Origin of the sequence: Citrobacter farmeri, assembly GCF_019048065.1 — a bacterium.
Lineage (GTDB): Bacteria > Pseudomonadota > Gammaproteobacteria > Enterobacterales > Enterobacteriaceae > Citrobacter_A > Citrobacter_A farmeri.
The window spans coordinates 1,462,711-1,478,630 of sequence record NZ_CP077291.1 but is presented as its reverse complement, the minus strand read 5'-3'; the positions used below and the strand labels follow the sequence as shown (position 1 = coordinate 1,478,630).

Annotated in this window: 13 protein-coding genes; all 13 read right to left on the bottom strand. The window is 54.4% G+C overall.

Annotated elements, in window-relative coordinates; genetic code table 11:
* Positions 1 to 2 precede the first annotated feature (2 nt).
* The gene (gene nuoM / locus I6L53_RS06930; RefSeq protein ID WP_042317814.1) at positions 3 to 1,532 is read right to left on the bottom strand and encodes an NADH-quinone oxidoreductase subunit M; all 1,530 of its coding nucleotides are present in this window, start codon (positions 1,530 to 1,532) and stop codon (positions 3 to 5) included.
* A 161-nt stretch (positions 1,533 to 1,693) separates the two neighbouring features.
* Complete coding sequence (gene nuoL / locus I6L53_RS06925) at positions 1,694 to 3,535, bottom strand: NADH-quinone oxidoreductase subunit L (protein WP_042317812.1); 1,842 nt, start codon at positions 3,533 to 3,535, stop codon at positions 1,694 to 1,696.
* Entirely contained in the window at positions 3,532 to 3,834 is a 303-nt protein-coding gene (nuoK, locus tag I6L53_RS06920) for an NADH-quinone oxidoreductase subunit NuoK (RefSeq protein WP_000612644.1), read from the bottom strand. The genes nuoL and nuoK overlap by 4 nt, the downstream gene beginning before the upstream one ends.
* On the bottom strand, positions 3,831 to 4,385 hold the full coding sequence (nuoJ, locus tag I6L53_RS06915; RefSeq protein ID WP_042317811.1) for an NADH-quinone oxidoreductase subunit J: 555 nt from the start codon (positions 4,383 to 4,385) through the stop codon (positions 3,831 to 3,833). The genes nuoK and nuoJ overlap by 4 nt, the downstream gene beginning before the upstream one ends.
* A gap of 11 nt (positions 4,386 to 4,396) precedes the next feature.
* On the bottom strand, positions 4,397 to 4,939 hold the full coding sequence (nuoI, locus tag I6L53_RS06910; protein ID WP_005129470.1) for an NADH-quinone oxidoreductase subunit NuoI: 543 nt from the start codon (positions 4,937 to 4,939) through the stop codon (positions 4,397 to 4,399).
* Positions 4,940 to 4,953: 14 nt separating this feature from the next.
* On the bottom strand, positions 4,954 to 5,931 hold the full coding sequence (gene nuoH, locus I6L53_RS06905) for an NADH-quinone oxidoreductase subunit NuoH (protein WP_042317809.1): 978 nt from the start codon (positions 5,929 to 5,931) through the stop codon (positions 4,954 to 4,956).
* Positions 5,928 to 8,654 carry an NADH-quinone oxidoreductase subunit NuoG gene (gene nuoG / locus I6L53_RS06900; protein WP_042317924.1) on the bottom strand — a complete coding sequence of 909 codons (2,727 nt, stop codon included), beginning with the start codon at positions 8,652 to 8,654 and terminating at the stop codon, positions 5,928 to 5,930. Before nuoG ends, nuoH begins: the two co-directional genes overlap by 4 nt.
* Positions 8,655 to 8,735: 81 nt before the next feature.
* Positions 8,736 to 10,073, bottom strand: coding sequence for an NADH-quinone oxidoreductase subunit NuoF (nuoF, locus tag I6L53_RS06895; RefSeq protein ID WP_042317808.1), 1,338 nt, complete (start codon positions 10,071 to 10,073; stop codon positions 8,736 to 8,738).
* Entirely contained in the window at positions 10,070 to 10,570 is a 501-nt protein-coding gene (gene nuoE, locus I6L53_RS06890; RefSeq protein WP_042317807.1) for an NADH-quinone oxidoreductase subunit NuoE, read from the bottom strand. Before nuoE ends, nuoF begins: the two co-directional genes overlap by 4 nt.
* Positions 10,571 to 10,572: 2 nt before the next feature.
* Entirely contained in the window at positions 10,573 to 12,375 is a 1,803-nt protein-coding gene (gene nuoC, locus I6L53_RS06885) for an NADH-quinone oxidoreductase subunit C/D (protein ID WP_084196539.1), read from the bottom strand.
* An 89-nt stretch (positions 12,376 to 12,464) separates the two neighbouring features.
* Positions 12,465 to 13,127 carry an NADH-quinone oxidoreductase subunit NuoB gene (gene nuoB / locus I6L53_RS06880; RefSeq protein ID WP_003028075.1) on the bottom strand — a complete coding sequence of 221 codons (663 nt, stop codon included), beginning with the start codon at positions 13,125 to 13,127 and terminating at the stop codon, positions 12,465 to 12,467.
* 15 nt (positions 13,128 to 13,142) lie between these two features.
* On the bottom strand, positions 13,143 to 13,586 hold the full coding sequence (nuoA, locus tag I6L53_RS06875) for an NADH-quinone oxidoreductase subunit NuoA (RefSeq protein ID WP_042317806.1): 444 nt from the start codon (positions 13,584 to 13,586) through the stop codon (positions 13,143 to 13,145).
* A gap of 629 nt (positions 13,587 to 14,215) precedes the next feature.
* Positions 14,216 to 15,154, bottom strand: coding sequence for a transcriptional regulator LrhA (lrhA, locus tag I6L53_RS06870; RefSeq protein WP_042317805.1), 939 nt, complete (start codon positions 15,152 to 15,154; stop codon positions 14,216 to 14,218).
* Positions 15,155 to 15,920 lie beyond the last annotated feature (766 nt).

The window sequence follows — 15,920 nt, the reverse complement described above, 5'->3', positions numbered from 1 at the left end:
ATTTACGGCCTTGTAGTAGTAACGGAATTAACAAACCACTGCTGGATGTTGCTCATCGCAGAATGCGAGGTATCCAGAATCGGCTGCGGATAGAAGCCAAGCAGTACCAGAAGCACGACCAGCAACAGGATGATAAACAGCTCACGCAGCGACATTCCTGGCAGTTCTTGTTGTGCAATCTGACTCTTTGCTTTACCGAAGTAAGCGCGATGCAGCATCGCCAGCGAGTAAACAGAGGCAAACACCAGACCAAAGGTCGAAATCACCGTGATCGCCGGAACCACCTGGTAGCTGCCGAACAGGATCATGAATTCGCCAACGAAGTTACCGGTACCCGGCATACCCAGCGTCGCCACCGCGAAGAACATAGACAGCGCAGGCAACCATTTCATTTTGCCCCACAATCCGCCCATCATGCGCATGTCGCGGGTATGCAGACGTTCGTACAACTGACCACACAGAATGAACAGACCCGCCGCGGACAGGCCGTGCGCGATCATCTGAATCACTGCCCCCTGATACGCCAGTTGACTGCCGGTGTAGATGGCAATCAGCACGAAGCCCATGTGTGAAACCGAGGTGTAAGCGATCAGACGTTTGATGTCGTACTGCGTGAACGCCATCCACGCACCGTAGAAGATACCGATGACGCCCAGCCACATCGCAATAGGCGCAAATTCCGCCGACGCGTTCGGGAACAGCGGCAGGGAGAAGCGGAGCAGACCGTAAGCGGCGGTTTTCAGCAAAATACCGGCGAGGTCAACGGAACCTGCGGTCGGTGCCTGGGAGTGCGCATCCGGCAGCCAGCCGTGCAGCGGAACCACCGGCATTTTCACCGCAAATGCGATGAAGAAGCCCAGCATCAGCAGATACTCAACGCCGTGCGACATCGGGGTTTTCAGCAGGTCTTCATAGTTGAAGGTCCACACGCCGGTCGCATTGTGGTGAACGAACACCAGCGCCAGGATGGCAATCAGCATCACCAGACCACTCGCCTGGGTGTAAATGAAGAACTTGGTTGCCGCCGTGATACGCGTTTTACCGTCAGACGCCTTATGGCCCCACAGCGCGATCAGGAAGTACATCGGCACCAGCATCATTTCCCAGAAGAAGAAGAACAGGAACATGTCGATGGCAAGGAACACGCCGATAACGCCGCCGAGGATCCACATCAGGTTCAGGTGGAAAAAGCCCTGGTATTTTTCGATTTCTCGCCAGGAGCAGAGTACCGCCAGAACGCCGAGCAGGCCGGTCAGCACCACCATCAGCAGCGACAAACCGTCGATTGCCAGATGAATCGAGATGCCAAAGCGCGGGATCCACGGCAGGACAAATTCAGACTGCCACTGCGGAATGCCAGCAGATTGCGTCAGCGAATAGCCGCCCTGTAGCCACAGGTGCAGGCCAAGCGCGAGCGTCAGTCCCATGGTTACCAGCGCTATCCAGCGCGGCACCTTCACGCCAAAGCGTTCGGTCTGCCAGCACAGAAAGCCACCGATAAAGGGGATTAGTATCAACCAGGGTAATAACATGGTGATCTTTATTCCTTGTAAAAGTCCTCTAAAGGACCTGATTTTCAACGAATTTCGAAAATTCTTTTGGGTACTGTCGGATGGCGCTAGCGCTTATCCGACCTACGTTTCGTAGGCCCGGTAAGCCCTGCCCACCGGGCAAAACACCCCAATCCTCAAACTCAACGCAATACCATCAGCAGTGCCAGCACCACGACGGCGCCAATACTCATTGAAGCGACATACCAGCGCAGATAACCGTTCTCACTGAACAGCAGGCCTTTACCTGCGAAGCGAGAAAGGATTGCCGGTACGTTCATCAGGGCATTGAGCGGATCGCGTTTAAGCAGCCAGGCGACGCCAAGGAACGGCTTAACGAACACTTTGTCGTACAGCCAGTCGAAGCCCCAGGCGTTATACCACCAGGTCCCCAGCAGACGGCCAGGCGCACTGTTGGCAATCGACGTCACAAGCGTACGTTTACCCAGCCACAGCCATGCGGCAATCAGGATGCCTGCAATCGCCACCACGCCAGAGGTAATTTCCAGGGTCATCACGCGGCCATGCTCAAGTTCGGTTGTCTGCGGCAGTACACCCTGCAACGGCGGCACAATCAGTGCGCCAACGAAGGTGGACAGGATCATCAGGACAATTAACGGCAGGTGGTGAGTAATCCCCTTCCCTGCATGAGCGTGAATTTGCTCTTTACCGTGGAACACGATGAAAATCATACGGAAGGTATACAGGGAGGTCATGAACGCCCCGACCAGACCTGCCACCATCAGATTGATATGACCATTTGCCATGGCCCCCGCCAGAATCTCATCCTTACTGAAGAAGCCGGCAGTAATCAATGGCAGCGCCGACAACGCCGCGCCGCCCACCAGGAAGCAGAGATATACCAGCGGAATGGACTTACGCAGACCGCCCATCTTGAAGATGTTCTGTTCGTGATGGCACGCCAGAATGACGGAACCGGACGCCAGGAACAGCAGCGCTTTAAAGAAGGCGTGCGTCATCAGGTGGAAAATCGCCGCATCCCATGCCTGAACGCCCAGCGCCAGGAACATATAGCCTATCTGGCTCATGGTGGAATAGGCGAGTACGCGTTTGATGTCGGTCTGCACCAGCGCGGCAAAACCGGCCATCACCAGCGTCACCGCACCCACGATACCGACCAGATGCAGAATTTCCGGGGTCATCAGGAACAGGCCATGCGTACGCGCAATCAGGTAGACACCGGCGGTGACCATCGTTGCGGCGTGGATTAACGCGGAGACAGGCGTCGGGCCCGCCATCGCGTCAGCCAGCCATGTCTGCAACGGCAGCTGTGCCGATTTACCGACCGCGCCACCCAGCAGCATCAGCGTCGCCCACGTCAGCATTTTGTTGCCTGCTGCGAAGTGTGCCGGTGCCAGTTCCACCATTTCGCGGAAGTTCAGGGTGCCCAGCTCGTTGTACAGAATGAACAGGGCGAACGCGAGGAATACGTCACCCACACGGGTCACGACAAACGCTTTCATGGCCGCCGCGCCATTCTTCGGATCGGTGTAGTAGAAACCGATCAGCAGATAGGAACACAGACCCACGCCTTCCCAGCCGAGGTACATCAACAGCAGGTTATCGGACAGCACCAGAACAACCATGCTGGCAATAAACAGGTTCGTGTAGGCGAAGAAGCGGGAGTACCCTTCTTCACCGCGCATATACCAGGACGCGAACATGTGGATCAGGAAGCCGACACCGGTGACCACCGACAGCATGGTCAGCGACAGACCGTCCAGAACCAGGCTGAAACCAATGTTGAAGTCACCGACAGACATCCACGTCCACAGCGGCTGGCTGAACGCCTGTTTGCCGTTCGCGAAGAAATCGACACCGACAAAGGCAGTGACCAGCGCCGCCAGACCGATGGAGCCGACGCCCACGGTTGCGGAGAGATTTTCTGACCAGCGTCCACGAGAGAACGCCAGCAGGACAAAGCCAATCAATGGCAGAATGATGGTTAAGGCAAGCATGTTCATCCACGCATCTCACTTACTGAATCGATGTTCAGGTTCTGGCGACGGCGATGAAGTTGCAGCAACAGCGCAAGTCCAATACTCGCTTCGGCAGCCGCAAGGCTGATGGCGAGAATGTACATCACCTGACCATCGGTCTGGCCCCAGTAGCTCCCGGCGACCACAAAGGCCAGCGCGGAAGCGTTGATCATGATTTCCAGACCAATCAGCATGAACAGCAGATTACGGCGGATAACCAGACCGGTTAAGCCCAGAACGAATAAAATCGCAGCGAGGATCAATCCATGTTGTAAGGGGATCATGCGTGCTCCTCCGTTTTTCTTTTCGCGCTGTCGTCTTTACGATTACTCAGCACCTCGCCCGAACGCTCTTCGCGGCCGACGTGGAAGGCGACGACCAGACCTGCCAGCAGCAGCATGGACGCCAGCTCAACCGCCAGTACATAAGGTCCGAACAGTGTAATACCCACCGCTTTCGCGCTGATTGGCGTACCGTCGATACCCTGATCGTTAACACCCAGAATGGCGTAAACAATCACCACCAGCATGATAGCCGACAGAATTGCCGGACCAATCCACACCTGCGGTTTCAGCCATTGGCGCTCCTGTTCAATTTCAGAGCCGCCCAGGTTGAGCATCATCACCACGAACACGAACAGCACCATAATGGCGCCTGCATAAACGATAATTTCCAGCGCACCCGCAAAGTAAGCGCCCAGCGAGAAGAACACCCCAGAAATCGCCAGTAGCGAAATAATCAGGTACAGCAGCGCGTGCACCGGATTGGTATGGGTGATCACCCGCAAGGTAGCGAGAATGGCGATCAGGCCACAGATATAAAAAGCGAACTCCATTGCCCCTCTCCTTACGGTAACAGGCTCTTGACGTCGATAGGCTTGGCTTCGTTCTCTGCTTCGCCCTTATCTTTGCCGTCGATTGCCATACCTGCCATCCGGTAGAAGTTATATTCCGGATATTTACCCGGACCGGAGATCAGCAGATCCTCTTTCTCGTAAACCAGATCCTGGCGCTTATACTCACCCAGTTCGAAATCTGGCGTAAGTTGAATCGCGGTTGTCGGACAGGCTTCTTCGCACAGACCACAGAAAATGCAGCGTGAGAAGTTGATGCGGAAAAACTCCGGATACCAGCGACCGTCTTTGGTCTCCGCTTTTTGCAGAGAAATACAGCCTACCGGACACGCTACCGCACACAGGTTACAGGCAACGCAACGCTCCTCGCCGTCCGGGTCGCGCGTCAGAACGATACGACCACGGAAACGGGGCGGTAGATAGACCGGCTCTTCCGGGTACATCTGCGTTTCGCGTTTCGCGAACGCATGCAGGCCGATCATCCAGATACTGCGTACCTGGGTGCCGAAACCTACTAACAATTCTTTTAAGGTCATGGTCTTTGTGCCCCTTATTGCGCCTGCCAGAGAATGACAGCCGCCGTTACCAGCAAGTTGATGAGCGTCAACGGCAGGCAGATCTTCCAGCCGAAGGACATTACCTGGTCATAACGAGGACGCGGTAACGACGCACGAATCAAAATGAACATCATCATGAAGAACGCGGTTTTCAACGCGAACCAGATGAATGGTGGTAAGAACGGGCCATGCCAGCCACCGAAGAACAGGGTAACCATCAGCGCAGAAATGGTAACAATACCGATGTATTCCCCCACAAAGAACAGACCGAACTTCATGCCGGAGTATTCAATGTGATAACCATCCGCCAGTTCCTGTTCGGCTTCCGGCTGGTCAAACGGGTGACGGTGGCACACCGCCACGCCCGCGATAGCGAAGGTGACAAAACCAAAGAACTGCGGAATAACGTTCCAGATATCCGCCTGGTTGTTGACGATGTCGGTCATGTTAAATGAACCGGCCTGCGCCACCACGCCCATCAGGGAGAGCCCGAGGAACACTTCGTAGCTGAGCGTTTGCGCAGACGCACGCATTGCACCCAACAGCGAGTATTTGTTGTTGCTCGACCAACCGGCGAACAGCACCGCGTACACTGCCAGACCCGCCATCATCAGGAAGAACAGGATCCCGATGTTCAGATCTGCGACCACCCAACCCGGACTTACCGGCACGATGGCAAACGCCAACAGCAGTGAGGTAAAGGCAATCATTGGCGCAAGCGTAAAGATGACGCGATCCGAGAATTTCGGGATCCAGTCTTCTTTAAAGAACATCTTAATCATGTCCGCGACCAACTGGAGCGAACCGCCCCAGCCTACACGGTTCGGTCCGTAACGGTTCTGGAACAGACCCAGCAGACGACGTTCGCCAAAGCTCATGAATGCCCCGCAGGTGACCACCACCAGCAGGATCACCACCGCTTTGAGGATGGTCAGCAGGATATCGACAAGATCCGGTGTAATCCAACTCATTGTTGTGCCTCCTGCAGATCCTCAAGGCGCGCACCCGCCAGAACAGGCGCAATGCCCGACATGCCCATCGGCAAACCGACCTGCCCTGCCGTCAACCCTTCAGCGATTTCAACCGGCAGCGTAACCGTGTTGCCGTCGTAGCTAAAGGAGACGCGGGTACCGGCATTCACTCCCAACTTCGCGGCATCGGCCGGGTTGAGTTTTATGTACGGTTGCGGCATGCGGCTCTGGAAGACCGGCGCACGCTGAGACAATTCATCGCTACCAAACAGATGGTAGTACGGCGCAATACGCCACTGTCCGTCCTGCGCCTGGAAGCTCGCCGGAACAGAGGTGAAGTAGTCCAGACCACTTTCTGACGCTTCGATCAGACGCACACCTGGATCGCCATGACGCAGTTTACCGCCCACTTCATCCTGGAACTTGTTCCACGCCTGCGGGGAGTTCCAGCCCGGAGCCCAGGCAAATGGAATCTGTGAACGCGGCGCAGACGGCTGGTTGTTCCCTTCCATAGAGAAGGCAAACATCGTGTCTTTGTCCTGCGGCTGACGAGGTTCGTGAACGCTGATGTTCGCGCGCATAGCTGTACGACCGCTGTAACGGTGCGGCTCACGCGCCAGTTTCTGTCCACGAATGCGGAAGGTTGCATCCGGCGCAGCGTCTTTAATACCGGCCAGTTCAGGCATTGCGGCAACCACAGCGTCGATCACGTGGTCAAGTTGCGTCCAGTCTACTTCGCGGTTTTGCACGGTGCTGTGCAGCGAATGCAGCCAGCGCCAGCTTTCCAGCATAATGGTGTTGCTGTCGTAGTACGCCGGATCGTAAACCTGGAAGAAACGCTGAGCCCGGCCTTCGTTGTTGATGACCGTACCATCGCTTTCTGCAAAGCTTGCCGCAGAAAGCACCAGGTGAGCGTTTTCCATGATCGCCGTACGCTGATGGTCAACCACCATTACCAGCGGCGCTTTTGCCAGTGCGGCATTGACGCGCGTTGCCGACGCGTGACGATGCAGATCGTTTTCCAGCACCACCACCGCGTCCGCACGACCGGTTTCCAGCTCCGTTAACGCATCATCAAGCGAACCGCCGCCCATAATGCCCAGCCCCATACTGTTAACCGAGCGGGCAATCATCGTGATACCGACGTCAGCGCCGCGACCTTTCAGCGCCTTCGCCACGTTGGCAGCCGCCTGAATCACTTCAGCGCTACCGGCGTTGGTGCCGGAAATGATCAGCGGTTTTTTCGCCCCGGCCAGCGCCTGAACGATCACGTCGATTTTGTTTTGCAGATCGCTGCTGATACCGTCAACCGCTGGCGCCGTGTTGTCCAGCGCGTGGGCGATGGCGAAGCCTAAGCGCGCCTGATCTTCAACCGGCGCACGGTAAGTCCACGCCGCGATATCATCCAGACGGGTGTTGTCCACGTTGGTCACGAACAGCGGGTGCTTCGCGCGTTGACCGATGTTGAGGATCGCCGCAATCTGCCAGTCAGCCACTTTCTGGGCCGCCGCCATTTCGCGCGCTTTGCCTTTCACCGCCTGGCGCACGGCCAGCGCAACGCGGGCCCCGGTCTGGGTGATATCTTCGCCCAGCACCAGCACCGCATCGTAAGATTCGATATCACGCAGCGCAGGGGTATGCACTCCGCCCTCACGCAGCACTTTCAGTGCCAGTTGCAGACGTTCCTGCTCGGAATGCGCAATCCCGGTATAGAAGTTTTCCGCCCCGACCAGTTCACGCAGCGCGAAGTTGCTCTCGACGCTGGCGCGCGGAGATCCGATGCCAATGACTTTTTTAGACTGACGCAGAATATCTGCCGCGCCCTGCATCGCCTGCTCTGCGTTGAGGGTGATCAGATCATCACCACGACGCTGTACCGGCTGACGCGGACGGTCTTTCAGGTTGACGTAACCATAGCCAAAACGACCGCGGTCGCAGAGGAAGTAATGGTTAACGGTCCCGTTGTAGCGGTTTTCGATACGACGCAGCTCACCGTAGCGCTCACCCGGACTGATGTTACAGCCGATGGAACACTGCTGGCAGATGCTCGGCGCAAACTGCATGTCCCACTTACGGTTATAACGCTCGGAGTGCGTTTTATCGGTGAACACGCCGGTCGGGCAGATTTCCACCAGGTTACCGGAGAACTCGCTTTCAAGCGTACCGTCTTCCGGACGACCGAAGTAGACGTTATCGTGCGCGCCATACACGCCCAGATCCTGGCCGTCGGCGTAATCTTTGTAGTAACGCACACAGCGATAACAGGCGATGCAGCGGTTCATTTCGTGAGAGATGAACGGCCCAAGGTCCTGATTGCGGTGAGTACGTTTGGTGAAACGATAACGACGGAAACTGTGGCCGGTCATCACGGTCATATCCTGAAGATGGCAGTTGCCGCCCTCTTCACAGACCGGACAGTCGTGCGGGTGGTTGGTCATTAACCACTCCACCACGCTTTCGCGGAACTGTTTCGCTTCTTCGTCGTCAATCGAAATAAACGTGCCTTCGGTGGCCGGTGTCATACAAGACATCACCAGGCGACCACGCGTATCTTCCGCGTTTTGGTATTGCTTCACCGCACACTGGCGGCAAGCACCAACGCTTCCCAGCGCCGGATGCCAGCAAAAGTACGGAATATCAAGGCCGAGAGACAGACAAGCTTCCAGCAGGTTGTCCGCACCGTTGACCTCATATTCTTTGCCGTCTACATGAATCGTAGCCATAGTCAGCATGCTTCCAGTTGGCTCAGTCGGAGACTGAGCGTTAATCGAAATTCATATCGCGATTCAGGGTTAACCCTGAAATTACCAGCGCTCTTTAAGCAGGTTCGGCTGAATACCACCAATCGCATGGGTATTGCTGAACGACTGCTTGATGCCAGCTTCGAATTCTTCGCGGAAATATTTAATGGCGCTCTGTAGCGGCTCAACCGCACCCGGTGCGTGTGCACAGAAGGTTTTGCCCGGACCGAGGAAACGACACAGTTGCTCAAGCGTCTCGATATCCCCCGGTTGGCCTTCACCACGCTCCAGCGCGCGCAGAATTTTTACGCTCCACGGCAGGCCGTCACGACACGGCGTACACCATCCGCAGGATTCACGGGCAAAGAATTCTTCCAGGTTACGCACCAGCGGCACCATACCGATCTCGTGGTCAACCGCCATCGCCAGCGCGGTACCCAGACGGCTTCCGGCTTTACCAATGCTCTCAAATTCCATTGGCAGATCGAGGTGCGCTTCAGTCAGGAAGTCGGTCCCCGCGCCGCCGGGCTGCCAGGCTTTGAACTTCAGCCCATCGCGCATACCGCCCGCATAATCTTCGAGGATCTCACGCGCGGTGGTGCCGAACGGCAGTTCCCACAGTCCCGGATTCTTCACGCGACCCGAGAAGCCCATCAACTTGGTACCGGCATCTTTGCTCTTCGAAATGTTCTGATACCACTCCACGCCATTGGCGAGGATCGCCGGAACGTTACACAGCGTTTCCACGTTATTGACGCAGGTCGGTTTGCCCCATGCGCCAGAGGTCGCCGGGAACGGCGGCTTCGAGCGCGGGTTAGCGCGACGGCCTTCAAGGGAGTTGATCAGCGCAGTTTCTTCGCCGCAGATATAACGCCCTGCCCCAGTGTGGACAAACAGTTCGAAGTCAAAACCGGTGCCCATAATGTTTTTGCCAAGCAGACCGGCTTCGGTCGCTTCCGCAATCGCACGGCGCAGATGCACGGCTGCTTCAATGTATTCACCGCGCAGGAAGATGTAACCCCGGTACGCTTTCAGCGCAAACGCGGAGATCAGCATGCCTTCCACCAGCAGATGTGGCAGTTGTTCCATCAGCAGACGGTCTTTATAGGTGCCCGGCTCCATTTCATCGGCGTTACACAACAGGTAGCGGATGTTCATGGATTCGTCTTTTGGCATCAGGCTCCACTTCAGACCGGTGGAAAAGCCTGCACCGCCGCGCCCTTTCAGGCCAGCGTCTTTTACCTGATTGACGATCTCGTCCGGGGACAGACCGGTCAGCGCCTTACGCGCGCCTTCGTAGCCGTTCTTGCTACGATATTCGTCCAGCCAGACGGGCTGTTTATCATCACGCAGCCGCCAGGTCAGCGGGTGCGTTTCGGGAGTACGGATAATGTCTTTCATTTATACCGCTCCAGCAGTTCAGGAATGCCTTCCGGGGTCAGGTGAGCGTGAGTGTCCTCATCGATCATCATGTTCGGCCCTTTGTCGCAGTTCCCCAGGCAGCAGGTCGGCAGCAGCGTAAAGCGACCGTCGAAGGTCGTCTGCCCCGGCTTAATGTTGAGCTTTTTCTCCAGCGCAGCCTGAATCCCCTGGTACCCGTTGATATGGCATACCACGCTGTCGCAATAGCGGATCACATGGCGGCCCACCGGTTGACGGAAGATCTGGCTGTAGAACGTCGCAACACCTTCGACATCGCTGGCCGGGATACCCAGCACATCGGCGATCGCATGGATCGCACCGTCTGGCACCCAGCCGCGCTGTTTCTGAACGATTTTCAGCGCTTCAATGGACGCCGCACGCGGGTCTTCGTAGTGGTGCTTCTCGTGCTCAATGGCTTCACGCTCTGCCGCACTCAGCTCAAAAGCCTCGGTTTGTGGTTGTTGATTCTCGTGCATAATTAGCGGTCCACATCTGACATAACAAAATCGATACTACCCAGATGGACGATCAGGTCGGACACCAGGCTGCCACGTACTGCCACCGGGATCTGCTGCAAATGCGCATAGCTCGGGGTACGAATACGGGTACGATAACTCATGGTGCTGCCATCGCTGGTCAGGTAGTAACTGTTGATACCCTTGGTCGCTTCCACCATCTGGAAGGACTCGTTCGCCGGCATTACCGGGCCCCATGACACTTGCAGGAAGTGGGTGATCAGGGTTTCGATATGTTGCAGCGTGCGCTCTTTCGGCGGCGGCGTGGTCAGCGGGTGATCCGCTTTGAACGGGCCTTCCGGCATGTTATTGAGGCACTGCTCAAGGATGCGCAGACTCTGACGCAGCTCTTCCACTTTCAGCATTACGCGGGTGTAGCAGTCGGAAACCCCGCCGCCAACCGGCACTTCAAAGTCAAAGTTTTCGTAGCCAGAGTAAGGACGCGCTTTACGCACGTCGAAATCAATACCGGTAGCACGCAGCGCCGCGCCGGTGCAGCCCCAGTCCAGCGCTTCTTTCGCGCCGTAAGCGGCCACGCCCTGCGAACGCCCTTTCAGAATGGTGTTTTGCAGTGCGGCTTTCTCGTAAGAAGCCAGACGCTTCGGCATCCAGTCGAGGAACTCGCGCAACAGTTTGTCCCAGCCGCGCGGCAGGTCATGCGCCACACCGCCGATACGGAACCAGGCCGGGTGCATACGGTAACCAGTAACCGCTTCCACGATGTCGTAGATTTTCTGGCGGTCGGTAAAGGCAAAGAAGACCGGCGTCATCGCGCCGACGTCCTGAATAAACGTCGAGATATACAGCAGATGGCTGTTAATGCGGAACAACTCGGAGAGCATCACACGGATAACGTTAACGCGATCCGGTACGGTAATGCCCGCCAGTTTTTCCACGGCCAGCACGTACGGCATCTCGTTGACGCAACCGCCGAGGTATTCGATACGGTCGGTATACGGAATGTAGCTGTGCCATGACTGACGTTCACCCATCTTTTCAGCTCCACGGTGGTGGTAGCCGATGTCAGGTACGCAGTCGACAATCTCTTCGCCATCAAGCTGAAGAACAATACGGAATGCCCCGTGCGAGGACGGGTGGTTCGGGCCGAGGTTGAGGAACATGAAGTCCTCGTTTTCGGTACCGCGCTGCATCCCCCAGTCTTCCGGTTTGAAGGTCAGCGCTTCCATTTCCAGATCCTGTTTCGCTTTGGTCAGCTCAAACGGATCGAATTCGGTGGCACGCGCCGGGTAGTCTTTACGCAGCGGGTGGCCCTGCCAGGTGTGCGGCATCAGCAGGCGCGTCAGGTGCGGGTGACCTTCAATATCAATACCAAACATTTCCCAGGTTTCACGCTCATACCAGTTGGCGTTCGGGAACAGTTTGGTGAAGGTCGGCACGCGCAGGTCGTTTTCAGATAATGCCACCTTGAGCATGATATCGCGGTTGCGTTCAATGGAAATCAGGTGGTAGAAAACGGAAAAATCCGCGGCAGGTAATCCTTCGCGGTGTGTGCGCAGACGTTCGTCCATGCCGTGTAAGTCAAACAGCATGACGTAAGGTTTCGGCAATCTCTTTAAGAAATCGCCCACTTCCAGTAATTGTTCACGCTTGACCCAAACAACGGGTACCCCGGTGCGAGTCGCCTGAACGGTAAAGGCATCCGGCCCAAAACGGTTGCGCAGTTCGCCGATGACCGGGTCATCAAGGTGATCCCGGGTAAGACATGCGGCATTCTGCGCGGTTAAGTCGGTCATATTGTTCACCATTGCAAATGGTCCGTGGTGACTGTCGACAGAGCTTCGCTGAATTTATGTAGTGATGGGCGAAGTAAAATGCTGCTGCCGACAGGCGCAAATTAAATCTCGTCTGGTGTACGCAGATTCGTTACTGCAATGCGTTCGCCGCGTTTACGCTCGCGCTCTGACTGCATGTTGGCGCGATAAACGCCCTGATCGCCAACCACCCAGGAGAGCGGACGACGTTCTTTGCCAATGGAATCCTGCAACAGCATTAACGCCTGCATGTACGCCTCCGGACGCGGCGGGCAACCCGGGATGTAAACATCCACAGGGATAAACTTATCAACGCCCTGCACTACCGAATAAATATCGTACATACCGCCGGAGTTGGCACACGCCCCCATGGAAATCACCCATTTCGGCTCCAGCATCTGGTCATAGAGACGCTGAATAACCGGCGCCATCTTGGTAAAGCAGGTCCCCGCCACCACCATCAGGTCAGCCTGACGCGGTGAAGCACGCAGGACTTCCGCGCCAAAGCGCGCCACGTCATGCACGGCGGTGAAGGAGGTCACCATCTCAACGTAGCAGCAGGAAAGGCCGAAGTTATAAGGCCAGATTGAGTTTTTGCGACCCCAGTTAACCATGTCATGGAGTTTGCCCATGAACACGTTTTTATTAACTTCCTGTTCCAGGGGGTCGGTTACGATCTCCTGTTTTTGCAGGGGGTAACGGTCGTTCTCACCGTTAGGATCTATGCGGGTGAGCGTATAATCCATCTTAATGCCTCGCGGTTAGCGTTGACGATTAGCGATACTGTTCGTTTCCGGGTTCATACGCTCGCGGCGTGAACGCGCGGGCGTCCAGTCCAGCGCGCCAATACGCACCAGATAAACCAGACCTGCCAGTAACACAAAAATAAAAATTGCAGCTTCCACAAAGCCAACCCAGCCGCTTTCACGGATAGAGGTCGACCATGCGAACAGATACAGCGCTTCAACGTCGAAGATAACGAAGAACATGGCTACCAGATAAAATTTGGCAGACAGGCGTAAGCGGGCGGTGCCGACCGAGTCGATACCTGATTCAAACGGGGTGTTTTTTGACCTCGCGCGTGCGCGACCGCCTAAAAACCAACCGCCGATAAGCATCAGGCAGCACAGGCCAATGGCAACAATAAGAAAGATAGCGAATGCCCAGTGATGAGCGATGACTTCAGTGGATGTTGACATACTCATTGCTTACTCATCAAAAGTAGCGCCAAATTCTCTGCTCTTTACGGCAGATGAACGCCACATCGATTCATGGGGAGGAATAAAAAAAACCTTACAATCGCTGCAAAAAATGTTTTAGACAGCCAATTGATGGGGTTTTTTACTCCTTTCTATAACCTTTTGTCAACTTTAACAAAAGTTTCCTCACATTAATTTACATGATAACAACACCCTTAACATTTAATGCGCTTTAGCACCGTGTTGATCGATTCACAGGCTAAATGGGGTCGTTGTTGAATCGTGTCCGTTGTGAAGTAAGTAGGAAAAAACGCGCCTATTTTGACAGGAATTGATCCAAAAGCCTTCCCCTAAAAGGGAGTATTTTCTTGATCTGTGACACGCTTTTGTTAATCCACCTCAAAAAACAGCAACAATTTCTCTCGTTTTTTAACATGAGAAAGCCGGCCTGCGAATTTCGCTTATTTTTTACGCGTTTTTGAAACGCAACGTCTACTCGCTGATTTATGAGGATTTTTACCTCTTTCCTCCTGCCCGTTAAGGATATTAGTACAAAAAAAGAACCACTGGGTGTTTTTTGATCACCAGTGGCTCTTTTTTACACATGCATTTTTTAACGCTTTTTATGTGATCCGTTACTCATAGTCTCCTTCGACCAGCACGGAATCATCTCCCCCTTCGGGGGTAATCGGGCTGTACTGCCACGGATTCTGCCAGGTATCCATCGCCTGATAGATAACCTGAGCCAGATCGTTCTTCGATGCCGGGTCACGGCACAGCAGGTATTCGGTGTCCGGCAACGGCGGTAATCCATCAACCGCCCCCAGCACGCGCAGATCCGGACTCATCATTTCTACCGGGCGCGCCGTCACGCCGAGCCCAGCCTTCACCGCCGCGCGCACTGCCGGCAATGTCGATGCCACATAGGCCAGTCGCCAGGGAATGTTTGCCGCGTTCAGGGTGGCAAGGACCACATCGCGGAACGGGCTGGGATCATCCAACAGCACCAGCGGAACCGGTTCGCCTTTTTGCAACACATACTCTGCGGCACAGTACCAGTGTGTCGGCGAGGTACGCAGCGTCAGGCTCTCAAACGATCCCGGCCGGTTGGTGGTGACGATCAGATCCACTTCTTGCGATTTCAGCATATCAAGCATGAAGGCATTTCGCTTCACCCTGACATCCAGCGCAAGTTTCGGATAAACCGAGCTAATGCGATTCAGAAGGAAAGGCAGTATTGTATCGGCAGATTCATCAGAAGCCCCGATAGTTAATACTCCCTGAAGATTGCTGAACATCAATGATGAGCACGCCTCATCATTGAAACGTAAAATTTTTCTGGCGTAACCCAGAAGCTGAATGCCGTGTTCAGTCAACAGTTTATTACGACCGTGACGAGCGAAGAGTTCTTTTCCCACGAGTTGCTCGAGGCGCTGCATCTGTTGACTCACCGCAGACTGAGTACGACATACCGCTGCAGCCGCTGCTGCAAATGTGTTCAGGTCGGCAACAGCAACAAATGTTCTCAGCAGATCGAGGTCGAGGTTAATTATCGGACGATTTGCATTTATCATAATTTTTCACTTACTGGCGGCTCATACTGAGCTTGTTAATGCTGTGCATACAAAATCAAGCAATTCCGTTTGTAATGCGCTTCCTTAGCAGAGTCACCCGCTGACTGCAGGTGAAAGTAAATAGGTATATCATGTGACTGGCGAAATGCTACTCTCTTTCTTACGTAATAATACCTTACGGTGTCTGTCAGGTTATTTCGTTAAGAACGGGCTTACCTATTAAAGTGTATGCAGATTTCTGCCATTATCTGGATGTAAAAGTGTAAATGTAAAGAATGGAGCTTAGCATACATCAACGAGAAATAAGCATACATGGCAGTAAGTTAGCCACACAATCCCATCCAGGATATTAACAAATCATGCGGCCACGTGTCATTTCTTCATGCGTATCTTAACCTAAAACCTTTTTATTTATAAGCCTTAATACGAATAATCTGATGCAAAGTTTTGTTATGTTTCTCAAATCAAGCCGCTATTATTCTCGCCTTGCGTAAAGCCTTTTTAATTATTAAATAATAATTAATGAGATTCGAGGTCATTCATAAATCCTGCTTAACATTAGATTTACACCGCCAGGGTTCCCGTACATCCCGATAACACTACCGGCGCTTAATCTTTCAGTATTTACGAATTATTAAGTGACATAAGAATCTCCCCGAAATTTCGCGAGCACAGAACCTTTTCCCGGCAAGAGAATAAGCCAGCCGGCAGCAAAAAACCCAAAACATAATTCTGATAAACAACCAACATCCTGATTTTATCTCTA

What these genes read in the sequence shown, in the direction of transcription:
- nuoM (WP_042317814.1), bottom strand. Translation starts at nt 1,532, where the DNA reads ATGTTATTACCCTGGTTGATACTAATCCCCTTTATCGGTGGCTTTCTG.
- nuoI (WP_005129470.1), bottom strand. Translation starts at nt 4,939, where the DNA reads ATGACCTTAAAAGAATTGTTAGTAGGTTTCGGCACCCAGGTACGCAGT.
- lrhA (WP_042317805.1), bottom strand. Translation starts at nt 15,154, where the DNA reads ATGATAAATGCAAATCGTCCGATAATTAACCTCGACCTCGATCTGCTG.
- nuoC (WP_084196539.1), bottom strand. Translation starts at nt 12,375, where the DNA reads ATGGTGAACAATATGACCGACTTAACCGCGCAGAATGCCGCATGTCTT.
- nuoF (WP_042317808.1), bottom strand. Translation starts at nt 10,073, where the DNA reads ATGAAAGACATTATCCGTACTCCCGAAACGCACCCGCTGACCTGGCGG.
- nuoG (WP_042317924.1), bottom strand. Translation starts at nt 8,654, where the DNA reads ATGGCTACGATTCATGTAGACGGCAAAGAATATGAGGTCAACGGTGCG.
- nuoJ (WP_042317811.1), bottom strand. Translation starts at nt 4,385, where the DNA reads ATGGAGTTCGCTTTTTATATCTGTGGCCTGATCGCCATTCTCGCTACC.
- nuoH (WP_042317809.1), bottom strand. Translation starts at nt 5,931, where the DNA reads ATGAGTTGGATTACACCGGATCTTGTCGATATCCTGCTGACCATCCTC.
- nuoL (WP_042317812.1), bottom strand. Translation starts at nt 3,535, where the DNA reads ATGAACATGCTTGCCTTAACCATCATTCTGCCATTGATTGGCTTTGTC.
- nuoB (WP_003028075.1), bottom strand. Translation starts at nt 13,127, where the DNA reads ATGGATTATACGCTCACCCGCATAGATCCTAACGGTGAGAACGACCGT.
- nuoE (WP_042317807.1), bottom strand. Translation starts at nt 10,570, where the DNA reads ATGCACGAGAATCAACAACCACAAACCGAGGCTTTTGAGCTGAGTGCG.
- nuoK (WP_000612644.1), bottom strand. Translation starts at nt 3,834, where the DNA reads ATGATCCCCTTACAACATGGATTGATCCTCGCTGCGATTTTATTCGTT.
- nuoA (WP_042317806.1), bottom strand. Translation starts at nt 13,586, where the DNA reads ATGAGTATGTCAACATCCACTGAAGTCATCGCTCATCACTGGGCATTC.